This is a genomic window from Flavobacterium qiangtangense (assembly GCF_042658345.1).
Classification (GTDB): domain Bacteria; phylum Bacteroidota; class Bacteroidia; order Flavobacteriales; family Flavobacteriaceae; genus Flavobacterium; species Flavobacterium qiangtangense.
Window position 1 is genome coordinate 49,590 of record NZ_JBHSQB010000006.1, and the last position, 14,505, is coordinate 64,094.

At 35.8% G+C, this 14,505-nt stretch carries 15 protein-coding genes; 7 read left to right on the forward strand and 8 right to left on the reverse strand.

Annotation, left to right across the window (positions count from 1 at the left end):
- Positions 1-99: 99 nt before the first annotated feature.
- The 4 genes from obgE to hpt all read right to left on the reverse strand — a co-directional run bounded on the left by obgE (position 100) and on the right by hpt (position 3,889).
- Positions 100-1,116, reverse strand: a complete 1,017-nt coding sequence (gene obgE, locus ACFPVY_RS07605) for a GTPase ObgE (protein WP_379791365.1) — start codon at positions 1,114-1,116, stop codon at positions 100-102.
- Positions 1,117-1,465: 349 nt separating this feature from the next.
- On the reverse strand, positions 1,466-2,740 hold the full coding sequence (locus tag ACFPVY_RS07610) for a hemolysin family protein (protein WP_379791366.1): 1,275 nt from the start codon (positions 2,738-2,740) through the stop codon (positions 1,466-1,468).
- 15 nt (positions 2,741-2,755) lie between these two features.
- Entirely contained in the window at positions 2,756-3,328 is a 573-nt protein-coding gene (locus ACFPVY_RS07615) for an adenylate kinase (RefSeq protein WP_379791367.1), read from the reverse strand.
- 30 nt (positions 3,329-3,358) lie between these two features.
- Positions 3,359-3,889: a hypoxanthine phosphoribosyltransferase gene (gene hpt, locus ACFPVY_RS07620; protein WP_379791368.1), complete on the reverse strand. Its 531-nt coding sequence runs from the start codon at positions 3,887-3,889 to the stop codon at positions 3,359-3,361.
- Positions 3,890-4,076: 187 nt separating this feature from the next.
- Between hpt and ACFPVY_RS07625 the strand changes: the two genes are divergently transcribed.
- The 7 genes from ACFPVY_RS07625 to ACFPVY_RS07655 all read left to right on the forward strand — a co-directional run bounded on the left by ACFPVY_RS07625 (position 4,077) and on the right by ACFPVY_RS07655 (position 12,369).
- On the forward strand, positions 4,077-5,351 hold the full coding sequence (locus ACFPVY_RS07625; RefSeq protein WP_379791369.1) for a PQQ-dependent sugar dehydrogenase: 1,275 nt from the start codon (positions 4,077-4,079) through the stop codon (positions 5,349-5,351).
- A 201-nt stretch (positions 5,352-5,552) separates the two neighbouring features.
- Positions 5,553-7,619, forward strand: a complete 2,067-nt coding sequence (locus tag ACFPVY_RS07630; RefSeq protein WP_379791370.1) for a TonB-dependent receptor — start codon at positions 5,553-5,555, stop codon at positions 7,617-7,619.
- Between the two features lie 22 nt (positions 7,620-7,641).
- Entirely contained in the window at positions 7,642-8,199 is a 558-nt protein-coding gene (locus ACFPVY_RS07635; RefSeq protein WP_379791371.1) for a hypothetical protein, read from the forward strand.
- Positions 8,200-8,396: 197 nt separating this feature from the next.
- Positions 8,397-9,635: a cation:dicarboxylate symporter family transporter gene (locus ACFPVY_RS07640; RefSeq protein WP_379791372.1), complete on the forward strand. Its 1,239-nt coding sequence runs from the start codon at positions 8,397-8,399 to the stop codon at positions 9,633-9,635.
- Positions 9,636-9,706: 71 nt separating this feature from the next.
- The gene (locus ACFPVY_RS07645; RefSeq protein ID WP_379791373.1) at positions 9,707-9,898 is read left to right on the forward strand and encodes a hypothetical protein; all 192 of its coding nucleotides are present in this window, start codon (positions 9,707-9,709) and stop codon (positions 9,896-9,898) included.
- A gap of 24 nt (positions 9,899-9,922) precedes the next feature.
- Positions 9,923-10,717 (forward strand): SPFH domain-containing protein, encoded by a 795-nt coding sequence (locus tag ACFPVY_RS07650; protein WP_379791374.1) that lies wholly within the window; start codon positions 9,923-9,925, stop codon positions 10,715-10,717.
- Positions 10,718-10,836: 119 nt separating this feature from the next.
- On the forward strand, positions 10,837-12,369 hold the full coding sequence (locus tag ACFPVY_RS07655; protein ID WP_379791375.1) for a DEAD/DEAH box helicase: 1,533 nt from the start codon (positions 10,837-10,839) through the stop codon (positions 12,367-12,369).
- 31 nt (positions 12,370-12,400) lie between these two features.
- Here ACFPVY_RS07655 and ACFPVY_RS07660 read toward each other — a convergent pair whose 3' ends face one another.
- From ACFPVY_RS07660 to ACFPVY_RS07675, 4 genes are all read right to left on the reverse strand, one after another.
- On the reverse strand, positions 12,401-12,652 hold the full coding sequence (locus ACFPVY_RS07660) for a hypothetical protein (RefSeq protein WP_379791376.1): 252 nt from the start codon (positions 12,650-12,652) through the stop codon (positions 12,401-12,403).
- A gap of 93 nt (positions 12,653-12,745) precedes the next feature.
- Positions 12,746-13,330: a chemotaxis protein CheB gene (locus ACFPVY_RS07665; protein ID WP_379791377.1), complete on the reverse strand. Its 585-nt coding sequence runs from the start codon at positions 13,328-13,330 to the stop codon at positions 12,746-12,748.
- Positions 13,312-14,121, reverse strand: coding sequence for a CheR family methyltransferase (locus tag ACFPVY_RS07670; RefSeq protein WP_379791378.1), 810 nt, complete (start codon positions 14,119-14,121; stop codon positions 13,312-13,314). The genes ACFPVY_RS07665 and ACFPVY_RS07670 overlap by 19 nt, the downstream gene beginning before the upstream one ends.
- A gap of 5 nt (positions 14,122-14,126) precedes the next feature.
- Positions 14,127-14,495, reverse strand: coding sequence for a response regulator (locus ACFPVY_RS07675; RefSeq protein ID WP_379791379.1), 369 nt, complete (start codon positions 14,493-14,495; stop codon positions 14,127-14,129).
- Between the last annotated feature and the right edge of the window lie 10 nt (positions 14,496-14,505).

Genomic DNA, 14,505 nt, shown 5'->3' on the forward strand with positions numbered 1-14,505 from the left:
CACGAAAAGATTCGCGCTTAGCGAGGATTTTTCAAAAAAAACAAAGACCTAACAGGTTTTGAAAACCTGTTAGGTCTGATATTACAATCTAATTTTATATTAAATTTGATTTTCTTCAGAATTAAGCATTTCCCAAAGTTTGTCTTTCAATTCGACCAAACCCTGATTGGCAATAGACGAAATAAAGTGATATTTCATTCCTTTAAATTCTGAGTCTAATTGCGCTTTCATTTCTTTTTGCAATTCTTCGTCTAACATATCTGATTTTGAAATTACGATGAAACGCTCTTTATCCAAAATTTCTGGATTGTAACGGCGTAATTCATCTAATAAAATCTCATATTCTTTTTTGATATCGTCAGCGTCCGCAGGAATCAGGAACAGTAAAACCGAATTTCTTTCAATGTGTCTCAAGAAATAATGCCCAAGACCTTTTCCTTCTGCAGCACCTTCAATAATTCCAGGAATATCAGCCATCACAAACGACTGGAAATCTCTGTAAGCTACAATTCCAAGATTTGGTTTTAAAGTTGTAAACGGATAATCTGCAATTTTTGGCTTCGCCGAAGTTAAAACAGAAAGCAAAGTTGATTTTCCAGCATTTGGAAAACCTACCAAACCAACGTCTGCCAAAACTTTAAGTTCTAAGATTACGTCGATTTCATTGGCCGGCATTCCAGGTTGCGAATATCTTGGCGTTTGGTTTGTAGAACTTCTAAAGTGCCAGTTTCCTAAACCACCTTTTCCGCCTTTTGCCACGATTCTTTTTTCTCCCTCTTCAGTAATTTCGAACAAAATTTCGTTCGTTTCTTTATCTCGAACCACAGTTCCCAATGGAACCTCAATGTATTTGTCTTCTCCGTCAGCACCGGTACTTCTTGCGCTTCCTCCGTCGCCCCCGTGACCGGCTTTAACGTGCTTTGCGAATTTTAAGTGGAACAATGTCCAAAGCCCTTTGTTTCCAACTAAATAAACGTGTCCGCCACGTCCGCCATCTCCACCGTCTGGACCACCTTTTTCAATAAATTTCTCTCTATGTAAATGCGTTGAGCCTTTCCCTCCTTTTCCGGAAGAAACATAAATCTTAACGTAATCTACGAAGTTACCTTCAGTCATTCTCTTTTAGTTTTAAACATCAATTCGAAAAAAAATACCTGACAGCCACTGGCTGTCCTCCTTTTAATTTCAAATCTTCTGTCATTTTTTTAGATTTCAGATTTTAGATTTCAGATTTCAGACTCGAATTTGTCTAAAAAATGTCTAAATATCTTTTTTGTAATTTTGTCGCACTCTAGTCACGACCTGCATTAAATGGTTTACTTCATAACCCCGATTGCAGCGGAAATCAAAAAAATTTCTTCTTTAGAAATTTTTTTATTGTAGCGGAAAGCGGGAAAATGGATTGCTGAAAAAGCCTAGACCATTCGTTTCAAAAAAAACTGCAGACCGAAATCTGCAATCTGTTTTATTCTTTTATAGAACGCACCATCACTTTGTCGATTTTGACGCCGTCCATATCGATAACTTCTAGTTCAAATAAGTTCCAAATTAGCTTCTCGCCTTGTTTCGGAATATATGATAATTCAGTCATAATCAGACCGCTTACCGTTGTAACTTCATAATCATTGATTAACTCGTCTAGATCGAAATAAGTCAAGAAATCGTGCAATGAATAATGTCCGTCAACGAGCCAAGTTCCGTCTTCTCTGGCAACTAATTGGAATTCTTCGTGATAAAAATCAGAAGCGTCTCCAACCAAGGCTTCCAAGATATCATTCAAGGTAATCATCCCTTGCGTGATGCCATATTCATCAGTAACGATGGCGTAATGTACCTTTGTTTTCTTGAAAATATCCAACGCTTTGTACGCCGAAGTATGTTCTATCAAGTAAACTGGTTCCTTAATTATATCTTTTAAATTGAAATTTCCGGTCTCAAATTTTGCGAACAAATCTTTCAGCAAAACCACCCCGACAACTTCATCCAAACTCTCTTCACAAACCGGATAAACCGAGTGAATTTCGTCTAAAACTTTTTGTTTTAAAGTCGCAAAATCATCTTGCAGAGAAAGGTAATCTACTGATTTTCTGTGTGTCATCAGCGAATTTACTTTTCTATCGCCAATATGGAAAACGCGTTCCACGATGTCTTGCTCAATTTCTTGAACTTCACCAACTTCAGTTCCTTCTTTGATGATCGCCTTGATTTCTTCTTCGGTAACTTTTCCGTCAGCGGTTGGTCTGATTCTGAATAATTTCAAAAGTGATTCTGTTGAAATTGTCAATAACCAGATGAACGGCGCGGTTACGATTGAAATTACTTTCATTGGAACGGCGACCATTTTTGCGATGGCTTCTGGATAATTTAAACCGATTCTTTTTGGAAGCAATTCTCCCAAAACCAATGAGAAAAAAGTCAAAATTACCACTACAATTCCCACCGATAAATTGGCTGAATAAGGCTGTAACGCTGTGTATTGGTCTAAAAATATTTTAACGTCGTCAGTGACTTTGTCTCCTGAATAAATACCCGTTAAGATTCCGATTAATGTGATTCCGATTTGAACGGTTGACAAAAATTTGTTTGGTGAATTGGCCAAATCCAAAGCGGTTTTAGCGCTGGTATTCCCCTTTTTTGCTGAAGTTTCCAACCTATTTTTTCGCGCAGAAATTAATGCAATTTCCGACATCGAAAAAACACCATTCAAAAGGATTAAAAAGAAAATTATAGCTATTTCCAAGGTTTGTTAATTAAGTTAAAGGCTATCGATTACTGAACTTAATCGATGTGTAATCTCAGCAATAGAACCGATTCCGTCCACTGCATAAAATTTATCTTGCGCTTTGTAATATTGCATCAAAGGCGCGGTTTTTTCATTATATTCTTGGTAACGATTTCTGATTTTTTCTTCATCTTGGTCGTCTGGTCTTCCAGAAGTTTTTCCTCTTTCCAACAATCTTTTTACTAAGATTTCGTCATCAGCTTCCAATGCAACTGTTGCCGTGATTTTATCGCCTTTGCTTTCTAAAAAAGCATCCAAAGCTTCGGCTTGAGACAACGTTCTTGGAAATCCGTCGAAAAGAAAACCTTTAGATTCTGGATTTTTATCGACTTCGCTTTGCAACATTTGAATCGTTACTTCATCTGGAACCAAGTCGCCTTTGTCCATATAGGTTTTGGCTAATTTTCCTAATTCCGTTTCATTTTTGATATTAAATCTAAAAATATCTCCTGTTGAAAGGTGTGTCAAATTATATTTTTCTTTCAAGAATTCGGCTTGTGTTCCTTTTCCAGCTCCTGGCTTTCCAAATAATACGATGTTAATCATTCTGTGTTGTAATATAGTTGTGTGTTTATTTTAATCAGCTAACTGGTAAATTTCAGGAATATTTCGTCCTAATCCGTCGTAATCCAATCCAAATCCAACGATGAATTTGTTTGGAATTTCAATACCAATATAATCAATTTTTATGTCTTTTTTGTAGGCTTCGGGCTTTAAAAATAACGTTGCTATTTTCAATTCCTTTACATTTTGGGCTTCGAACATTGCTTTCAGTTCGACCAAAGTGTTTCCTGTGTCAACAATATCTTCAATGATGACAACCGTTCTTCCCGTTAAATCTTGATTAATTCCAATAAGTTTTTTGACTTCGTGCGTAGTTGACATTCCTTCATAAGAAGCCATTTTCACGAAGCTGACCTCGCAGTTTTTTTCGTAATGTTTCATAAAATCTGAAACAACCATAAAGGCGCCGTTCAAAACGCCCACAAATAAGGGTATCTCTTCGTCAAGGTCTTCTGCAACTTCTTGCGCCATTTTGGCAATTGCAGAGTCAATTTCCTTTGCTGTGATGAAAGGAACAAATTTTTTGTCGTGAAGCTGTATCACAATAATTTTGTTAAAGTATAAGTTGCAAATATAGTAAATAAGATTTCAGCTATTTTATAAATTAATTGAGTTTTATTATAATTTTATTAATGTTAAATAATATTTAATATTCAGCGGTTTAAATCGATAAAATTTTTAAAATCAGTAAATTCAAGCTTCGAAATAAACCACCAAAATTTTATTTATTATGAGTTCAAAAGTACTATCCTTATTATTAATTTCAAGTTTTTCGCTCTTTTCTTGTAACGGTCAAGTTTCAAAAGAAGAGAAAAAAGTAGCTTCTGAAAAAGGAAGCACAACGGTAAAAACTGCTGTTGGCGATATCACACTTCCTGCTCCATATTCTTCAAAATCGGTAACCAAAAGGACTGCAATGAAAGATTGGCCGGAAGGTGCGACTCCAAAAGCGCCGGAAGGTTTCACTGTGACTAAATTTGCAGGAGAATTAAAAAATCCGCGTTGGACATACATTGCGCCAAATAATGACATTTTTGTGGTGGAAAGCAACACATTTATGAGCGCCAATCGAATCACGGTTTTCAGAGATAAAAACAAAGACGGAAAATTTGAAACCAGAGAAATTTTTAAGGAAGGACTGAATATGCCTTTCGGCATGCTGATTTTGAAAAATTATTTTTATGTAGCAAATACTGACGGATTGTACCGTTTTCCATATAAAGAAGGCGATTTAAAATTAACCGGAAGCGGTGAAAAAATTCTAGAACTTCCTGCCGGTGGTTATAATAATCACTGGACAAGAAATCTTTTGGCGAATGCCGACGGTTCAAAAATCTACATTTCTGTGGGTTCTGGAAGCAATAATGGCGAAAACGGAATGGAAAACGAAGTCAGAAGAGCAAATATCTTAGAAATCAATCCGGATGGAACTGGGGAAAAAATATACGCTAGCGGTTTGAGAAATCCTGTTGGGATGGATTGGAATCCAGCAAATAATGAACTTTGGACTGCTGTTAATGAACGTGATGATTTGGGTGACGAACTGGTTCCAGATTATATTACAAGTGTAAAAAGAGGCGGATTTTATGGCTGGCCGTATTCTTATTTTGGGCAAATTGAAGACCCAAGAATGAAAGGTCAAGGCAAAGAATTGGTTGCAAAGGCGATTGTTCCAGATGTTTCTGTAAATGCCCACACGGCTTCACTCGGATTTGCTTTTTATGACAAAGATGCATTTCCTGCTGAATATAAAAATGGTGCGTTTGTGGGCCAACACGGCTCTTGGAATCGCTCGAAATTAAGCGGATACAAAGTGCTTTTCGTCCCTTTTAAAAACGGAAAACCTTCTGGAAAACCGCAAGATTTCTTAACCGGATTTATTGGAGATGAGAAAAAAGCAAACGTATATGGAAGACCGGTTGCGGTTACCGTGATGAATGACGGTTCGCTTTTGGTAAATGATGATAGCGGAAACACGATTTGGCAAGTAACGGCTAATAAATAAATTTCAGAACACAGATTTCACAGATTTGCACAGATTTTATTTCGACTGAATCATTGAATTTTTTTGAATCTTAGTTTAAACTTAATTTCTTAAATGCCTTATATGTCAATTACCCAACCATGTAAGGCATATAAGTTCATACAAGAATCTGTGAAAATCCGTGAAATCTGTGTTTTAAATTCGCGTACAATTAGTTTCAAAATGAAAAAAATCTACCTATTATTTATACTTTTATTCGCCTTAAAAGTTTCAGCACAAACCGATTCCATCCAAAAAAGAAGAAATCTAAACGAAGTTTTAATCAGTTCTTTTCACATCAACGACAGCTTGCAAAACGCTCCGGCTTCCATCGGAATTTTATCCAAAAAAGAGTTACAAGCCAATAATTCCACGGATATTTCCATTGCAATGAACCGAATCGCTGGTGTTTATATGCAATCGGCAAATATTACTACAAATAGAATTTCCATAAGAGGAATTGGCGCGCGAACGCCTTATGGAACCAATAAAATCCGTGCTTTTTATGGAAGCATTCCGCTGACGTCAGGCAACAGCGAAACCACAATTGAAGACATAGATTTAGAAAATATCAATCAGATTGAAATTATTAAAGGTCCGCTTTCCAGTATTTACGGCGCTGGACTTGGCGGAGCGATTTTGATATCTCCAAAAACTGCTGGAAATTCCTCATCTATCAGCACGACTCACGGCTCTTACGGATTAATGAAAAATACAATTTCGTATGGCTTAGACACCAAAAATGGAAGCTTAAATTTGAGCTATCACAAATTAGAAACTGACGGCTGGCGTGAAAATTCTGCGTACAATCGAGAAGGAATTACTTTGGCTGGAGAGTTATTTCGAAAGAAAAACAGCAAACTGACCTATTTCAGCAATTACACTTATTTGAAAGCCTATATTCCAAGCTCCACAAACAAGGAAACTTTTGAAAATAATCCGAAGGCGGGCGCTCCGACATGGGTGGCTTCTAAAGGTTTCAAGGAATATAAATCGGTTTTGGCAGGCTTGGCTTATGACTTTAAAATCTCGGAAAACATCTCAAATTCCACTTCAATTTTTGTCAATTACAAAGACAATAATGAACCGCGTCCGTTTGATATTTTGCGCCAATACACGTTTGCTTCTGGCGCAAGAACGCAGTTTTCGGGAAATTTCTCTATCGGAAAAATGAAAACGTTATGGAATGCCGGATTGGAATATTTTAGAGATGATTTCGTAGGAAGAACTATCGAAAATTTATACGAAAAAAATAACGGCAACGGAAGTTTAGAAGGAAACAAACTCACAGAAACCAACCAAGACCGTGATTTTTACAACGCTTTTGCGCAACTGAGAATTTTACTTTCAAAGAAATTTGAGTTTCAAGCCGGATTGAATTTTAATAAAACGAAATTTCAGTTGGATAATATTTTTCCGAGCGAAAATGCTTCTTCAGAAAGTTACAGTTACGACGCGATTTGGTCGCCACAAGTTTCTTTTTTGTTCAAGCCTAATAATTTTCAGACCATTTATATTTCGGCAAGCCGAGGTTTTTCGCTTCCGAGTATTGAAGAAACATTGACAGAAAACGGAACAATTAATCCAAACATCAAACCTGAAAGCGGATATAACTTTGAAATTGGAGGGAAATTTTATTTTTTCAACCGAAATCTTTATACGGAAATTTCCGCTTATCGAATGCAAATTAGTGATTTGTTGGTGGCCCAAAGAGTTGGCGACGACCAATATGTGGGCATCAACGCTGGTAAAACTTTACACCAAGGAATCGAACTTTCTGCCAATTACAATTTGGTTTTAAACAAAACTTTCTCTTTAAATCCGTTTGCGACAGCCTCCATAGGGAAATATGAATTCAAGGAATTTATCGACCGAGAAAATAATTTTTCAGGAAATAAATTAACCGGAGTTCCCGCCAATAAAGTGAATGCCGGAATTTCTTTAAACACAGATTTCGGATTTTATTTTTCAGCAGATTATCAATTTGTAGATGAAATTCCGTTGAATGATGCGAATTCAGTTTATTCGGATGCGTATCGATTATTGAATTTAAAAACCGGTTATCGCTTTCAAATTTTTGAAAATTTCACGTCGCATATTTCCGCCGGAATTAACAATGTGACTGATGAAAATTATGCTTCGATGGTTTTGGTCAACGCAACAGCTTTCGGAAATGCAACACCAAGATTTTATTATCCAGGGCTTCCGGTAAATTATTATGGAAATCTATCTTTTAATTATTTGTTTTAATTTGTAATTTTCGTTCTTTATTATGAACGAAATCTTATATAAAAACGTCCAAAACAGCACGGCACATCGTCCGAGCCGAGATTTTAATGCAAATTTTGTAATAAAAAATCCAGAATTGCTTTCTGATTTGATGAAAATTTTATTAGAAACAAAAGATAAAAACCATCACAAAGCTTGCTGGATTTCAGAACTTATTTTTGAAAAACATATCGATTGGCTTTCGCCCTATTTGGATATTTTTTGCGAAACACTTTCCTCCTATTCTAATGAAAGTGCGCTCCGTTCCTTGTCAAAAATTTGTCTTTTTTCTGCCAATTATCATATGAAAAAATTGAAATCCAAAGAAATTTTTCTCGCTGAAAATCATTTAGAATTAATGATCGAAGCTTGTTTTGACTGGCTAATTACAGATAAAAAGGTCGCAACAAAAGCTTATGCGATGCGGGCTTTGTTTCAGTTTGGAAAATTACAAGATTGGATTTATCCAGAGCTTCAAGTAATTTTAGAACAGCAATATTCGTCTGGTTCGGCAGGATTTCAATTTGCTAGTAAAGAAATTTTGGGAAAGATTGCAAAATAGTTCACCGCAGATTTTTTTTTGCCACAGATTAAAAGAATTCAAAAGAATTTTTTCTTGAATTTTCACGGAAAATCATTCTAATCTTTTTAATCTTTGGCCAATAAAACAAAAAAAATCTGCGAATCTGCGGTAAAAAAATTGTATATGTGAGTTAAAACTCAATTTAAGGTTTTACATTGGCGGACAAATTATTTGATATGAAAACCGAAAACCCAAATTCCTTCAACAATAGTATTTTCTTAAAAGTTGTAACCAATCTTACTTTTTGGGTTTTGATTGCCATTATTGTTGGCGTTCTTTTGGGACATTACAATCCAGAAACTGGCGTGAAAATGAAAATTGTGGGCGATACTTTTATTGACATTGTCAAAGTTTTCATTGCCCCAATTATCTTTTTGACCATCGTTTTGGGAATTGCCGGAATGGGCGATTTAAAAAAAGTCGGGAGAATCGGAATCAAATCATTATTGTATTTTGAGGTCGTGACCACTTTTGCTTTGGCCATCGGCGTTATCGTTGCTTACGTGATCCAACCCGGAAAAATTGATAAATCGGGACTAAATATTCAAGATGCGAGCCAGTTCACAAACGATCCGAAGACCGAATTTAATTGGTTGGAATTTTTTATGGCTAATTTGACGTTGCAGGTTTTACTCGCCGCAATCATCTTCGGGATCCTTTTGAACTATTATTCTAAGCGAGAAATAGTCGTTTCATTTTTATACAAATGTTCTAAAATTGTTTTCAAAGCTTTAAAATTCGTGATGTATTTGGCGCCACTCGGCGCTTTTGGAGGAATGGCTTACACCGTTGGGAAATTTGGCTTAGAAACTTTAATTCCGCTCGGAAAGCTAATGATTACGGTATATATCACGATGTTTATTTTTGTCTTTGCGATTCTCGGAAGCATTCTGCGCTATTATAAAATCAAGATTTGGAGTTTTATCAAATACATGAAAGCAGAACTTTTGATTGTCTTGGGAACATCTTCTTCTGAACCCGCGTTGCCAAGTTTGATGGACAAATTAGAGCGAATTGGTTGCAGTAAATCAGTCGTTGGTTTGGTGGTTCCAACCGGATATTCTTTCAATCTCGACGGCACTTCGATTTATCTTTCCATGGCGATAATTTTCTTGGCACAATTGTATAATGTTCATCTTACTTTTGGGGAAATTGTCACGGTTATCGGGCTTTTGATGATTACTTCAAAAGGCGCTGCAGGCGTTACCGGAAGCGGATTTATCGTCTTGGCTTCGACTTTGACAGCCATTCACAAAATTCCTTTAGAAGGTTTGGCTTTCTTGCTTGGCGTTGACAAATTTATGAGCGAAGCCAGAGCAATCACCAATTTTATTGGAAACGGAGTTGCTACAATTGTCATCGCAAAAACGGAAGGCGAAACTATTGATTTGGAAAATCCGAGAGCATTAGAATAATAAGATTTTAGCTATAAAATAACTTTTTAAAAACTCAAAAATTTTAGTATCTTGCCCAAAACGGAATTGATATGAAAAAGTTTTTATTAATTGCCTCCATTCCCATTTTTATCTTGGCCACCGCTTGGATTTTGACCTTTGCATTCGACTTAATTAGCGCTCCATCAGACACTTCTGTTTTCTTTGGATTCTTGATCATGGGAATTACTTTTGCCACAATTTCTTTTCTTTTTGCTTTGGTAAAACGAAAATACCGACTTTAATTTAAACACTTAAAACCCAAATAAATGAAAAACAGAATTACTTTAATTGTTACCGCAGTCTTATTTTTTATCTTCACTTCAATCGCTTTTGTCTCTTGTAATGAGAGAATTGACGCAGGTTATGAAGGAATTTTGGTCAAATTATACGGAAGCGAAAAAGGAGTTCAAGACGTGAGTTTGGTCACGGGACGCGTTTGGTACAATCCGTTTACTGAAAATGTGTATGAATTTCCAACTTATGTTCAAACGATAAATTACACAGCATTCACTGTTAACGCTAAAGATGGCTCCGTTTTTACTGTTGACCCAACGCTTTCTTTCAAGGTAAAAGACGGATTTAGTCCAGTTATTTTTAAGAAATATAGAAAAGATATTACGGAAATTACAGAAACAACGCTTTTTAATTATATAAAAGATGCCTTTCGAATTGAATTTAATAAATATACGACCGATAGCATTATCAGCAATCGGGAGAAATTTGAGTTTGCAATTCAATCAAACATGGGAACGCTTCTTGACAAAGAAGGTTTTAATTTGGAACAAATGACAAGCGGAATTCAATATCCGGAAACGATTACGCAGGCAATCAACGCAAAAAACGCCGCAGTTCAACAAGCAATGCGCGTGGAAAATGAGTTGAAAATCGCTCAAGCGGAAGCCAGAAAATTAATTGTTCTTGCAGAATCAGAAGCCAAGGCAAATGAACTCAGAAAAATGTCGTTAAATGCGCTTTTAATCCAACAACAGTTCATAGAAAAATGGGACGGAAAAACGCCAATTTATGGAAATGCGCCTGCTTTTTTTAAGAGCGTGAATTAAACATAAATTGACGAGATAAACACTTTCACTGTAATTTTTTAACCAAATTATATAACACGAACTAGTCGATTTGAACTTAATTTAGCTTTTAGAAATACACCATTATTTCGGGCAAAATTATGCTTCAAGAAATCGCTATTGAGAAAGAAATCAAGAAATTATATCCTTACCAACAGAGAGATATAAACCGTATTTTGGACTCTATTACCAAACATTCTCCAGGATATCGGTTGCTATATCAGCTTCCGACAGGTGGCGGAAAAACAGTGGTTTTCTCCGAAATTACGCGTCAATTTATTGAACGATATAACACAAAAGTTATCGTTTTGACACACCGTTCTGAGCTTTCAAAACAGACTTCGAATACACTTAAAAAAGCGGGAGTTCCGAATAAAATTATTGATAGTGATTTAAAACGTTTGGCTGCAAAAAATCAGTACGCCTGTTACGTCGCGATGGTGGAAACACTAAAAAATCGAATCAAAGAAAACAAAATTTCGACGTCAGATATAGGACTGGTAATTATTGACGAAGCGCATCACAATTCATTTCGAAAGCTTCTTGAAAATTTCAAAAATGCCTTTGTAATCGGAGTAACAGCGACGCCGTTTAGTTCAGATATTTCGCTTCCGATGTATAAAAATTATGATGAACTATTGGTCAGTGACAATATTATTTCTTTGATTGACCAAGGATTTCTGGCAAAGCCAAAAACGATTACGAAAAAAGTCGAATTGAATAGTTTACAAACCGGAATCCACGGCGATTATACCGTAAGTTCTTCTAATGCTTTGTACTCTTCACCGGCAATGTTGGAACTTTTGAAGGAAACTTACGAAGCGAATTCCAAAGGAAAAAAGACGCTGATTTTCAATAACGGGATCGATACTTCAAAAAAAGTAAAGGATTTTTTTGAAGAATCCGGATATTCTGTAAAACATCTTGACAACAAAAATTCTTCGGTTGAAAGAAAGGAAATTTTGCAATGGTTTAAGAAAACAAAAGGAGCGATTTTGACGTCAGTTTCAATTTTGACAACTGGTTTCGACGAGCCTTCGGTACAAACTGTGATTTTAAATCGGGCGACAACTTCGTTGACTTTATACCATCAAATGATTGGCCGAGGTTCACGAAAACTGCCTAATAAAAAGACTTTTTCAATTATCGATTTGGGAAATAATACCGAACGTTTTGGCGAATGGGAAAATCCGATTGACTGGAAATATGTTTTTGAAAAACCCGAAGAATTTGCCCAACAACTGAATTATGGTTCGAATGGTGAATCGTCACAAACTCACGCTATTTCTTTAGATTTAAGAAATAAATTCCCAAACACTTTAGAACTTTCGTTTGATATTGAAGCCAAATTTAAAGAAGTTTTAGAAAACGATGAGAAACCAAAAACAGTCATTCAGCAATCCATTCGCCAGCACGCTTTCATGTGTATTGAAAATGCAGAAACAATTTCTGAGGCTTTAAATTTGGCAGAAAACTTAGATTCCGAAATTGACTGGCGCGTGAAAGAATATGTGAAATTTATTGAAAAATCCACGAAAAGCTATCGCGATTGGCTTACTGAAGATTATAAATCGCGATTGAATATTTTGATCCAAAAGACTTTTTCTAAAGTAAAAACTGTGGCAATTGCATAAAAAAACCATCCGTTATTGGATGGTTTTCTGTTTATTTTTCACTTTCATCTTTGTGATGAAAATTGGATGTCGTTTTTATGAAATCTTCTTTGCTACTATTTGAATGCGCTTGATCATTCACATTATATTTTTCGATTAATTCCTTGCTTCCTTCGTGATTTCCGGGTTGCGAAATGTCTTTTTGAGATTTCGCCATTTCATATCCCACATCTTCTCCAGGAATCGATTTTGGATTATCTGTCTTTTTTATATCTTTTGGATTTATTTGGTCTGGATTTTTCATGACTTTACGTTTTAAGTTACGTCTAAATTTAAAGCCAAAATCCTAAAAATCAATTATATATTTCGCATTAAAAGTTGCGTAATTTGATTTTGATCAAGAATTAATTTTTGAAAATAATGTTGCAATTTCTTCAACGTTCAGAACTGCGTCAGGTTCCAGATTTGAAATCGCATTTTGTGGCATAAACGGCATTGCGGCACTCTTGGGATTTTGAATAATGACCGTTCCACCAAACTGTTTGATTATTTTTAAACCATCAGTTCCGTCAGCATTTGCGCCACTTAACAAGATTGCAAGAACCTCTTTTTCATAAGCTTCTGCAACAGATTCAAAAGAAACGTCGATACTTGGACGACTGTAATTTATTTTTTCGGAAATGTCTAAAGACAGCACTCCAGATTTTTCAAAAAGCAGATGGTAATCCGCTGGCGCGATGTAAATATTTCCTGAAACCAGAGGCGTTTTATCTTCCACTTCTCTTACTGGAATCGTGGTTTTTAGCGAAAATAATTCCTCTAAAGTTGTATCATCGCCATTTTTTCTGTGCAAAACAATTACCAAGGCAAAGTCATTCAAAACCTGCAGATTCGGAATGATCTGCAATAAAACTTCCAAACTTCCTGCAGAACCTCCAACAATAACAACTTTATATTTCGAAACTATTGCATTTTCTTCCATATTTTGTCTTTGTTTAGTTGAACATATCTTTTTTGGATCGTCGAAAATTTGATTGTCTCTTTCGTTCCCAAAGCCAAATATCCCAATTTTGCCAAACTATCGTCGAATAAATTCAAAGCGCGTTCCTGCAAATCTTTGTCAAAATAAATCATTACGTTTCTGCAAAGGATCAAATCAAATTCATTAAAAGAACTGTCTGACACCAAGTTATGCTGTGAATAAACCATTTTTGCTAACAGGTCGTCGCCAAATTTTGCGTAGCCATAATTTGCAATATAATATTCTGAAAAGTCCAGTTTTCCGCCAGATTCAATATAATTTTCAGAATATTGTTTCATCATTCGAAGTGGAAAAATTCCCTTTTTTGCAGTATCAAGCACAATCGGGTTGATGTCTGTGGCATAAATCAGCGACTTTTGAAGTAAATTGGCTTCCTTCAATAAAATTGCCATTGAAAAAACTTCCTCTCCAGAAGAACATCCGGCGTGCCAGATTCTGATGAACGGTTTTGTTGCTAATTGTGGTATAATTTCGTCCCGAAGAATTTTGTAAAAATGCGGATCCCGAAACATTTCGGTGACATTTACGGTAATTTCTTCCACCATTCTTTTAAAATAATTGGTATCGGATTTTGCCTTACTTAGAAAATCATAAAAATTTTTAAATCCGTCGAGCTGGTAAATTCTGTCCACGCGACGTTTGAGCGATGCTCGGGAGTAACCGCTGAAATCGAATCCTTGATATTCAAAAACATCATTGATTAATATCTCAAGTTGGCGATCATCTATCATAAAACTTATTGAATTTTGCTTAAAACTTGCAGTAATTTATCAACATCGATTGGCTTAGAAATATAATCGTCTGCTCCTGCAGAAATACATTTTTCGCGATCGCCAACCATTGCTTGCGCAGTAACCGAAATTACCGGAACCTCAACTCTTGATTCTATTTTTTTTATCAAAGGAATTGCTTCATAACCGTCCATTTCTGGCATCATCATATCGATTAAAACAGCGTCAATTGGCTCGTCTGTTTTTAAAAGTTGTATCGCTTCTTCAGCGCTCGTGCATGACAAACAGTCGAATGACTTGGCGCGCAATGTTGCCGAAAGAGCAAAAATATTTCTTGGATCATCATCAATAATGAGAATTTTCTTTTTTTTCATAGTGCAAATT

Coding starts and splice junctions, on each gene's coding strand:
- ACFPVY_RS07645 (WP_379791373.1), top strand. CDS start 9,707: ATGAAAAAGTTTTTATTAATTGCCTCCATTCCCATTTTTATCTTGGCC.
- ACFPVY_RS07660 (WP_379791376.1), bottom strand. CDS start 12,652: ATGAAAAATCCAGACCAAATAAATCCAAAAGATATAAAAAAGACAGAT.
- ACFPVY_RS07625 (WP_379791369.1), top strand. CDS start 4,077: ATGAGTTCAAAAGTACTATCCTTATTATTAATTTCAAGTTTTTCGCTC.
- ACFPVY_RS07630 (WP_379791370.1), top strand. CDS start 5,553: ATGAAAAAAATCTACCTATTATTTATACTTTTATTCGCCTTAAAAGTT.
- ACFPVY_RS07615 (WP_379791367.1), bottom strand. CDS start 3,328: ATGATTAACATCGTATTATTTGGAAAGCCAGGAGCTGGAAAAGGAACA.
- ACFPVY_RS07665 (WP_379791377.1), bottom strand. CDS start 13,330: ATGGAAGAAAATGCAATAGTTTCGAAATATAAAGTTGTTATTGTTGGA.
- ACFPVY_RS07635 (WP_379791371.1), top strand. CDS start 7,642: ATGAACGAAATCTTATATAAAAACGTCCAAAACAGCACGGCACATCGT.
- ACFPVY_RS07670 (WP_379791378.1), bottom strand. CDS start 14,121: ATGATAGATGATCGCCAACTTGAGATATTAATCAATGATGTTTTTGAA.
- ACFPVY_RS07650 (WP_379791374.1), top strand. CDS start 9,923: ATGAAAAACAGAATTACTTTAATTGTTACCGCAGTCTTATTTTTTATC.
- obgE (WP_379791365.1), bottom strand. CDS start 1,116: ATGACTGAAGGTAACTTCGTAGATTACGTTAAGATTTATGTTTCTTCC.
- ACFPVY_RS07675 (WP_379791379.1), bottom strand. CDS start 14,495: ATGAAAAAAAAGAAAATTCTCATTATTGATGATGATCCAAGAAATATT.
- ACFPVY_RS07655 (WP_379791375.1), top strand. CDS start 10,837: ATGCTTCAAGAAATCGCTATTGAGAAAGAAATCAAGAAATTATATCCT.
- ACFPVY_RS07640 (WP_379791372.1), top strand. CDS start 8,397: ATGAAAACCGAAAACCCAAATTCCTTCAACAATAGTATTTTCTTAAAA.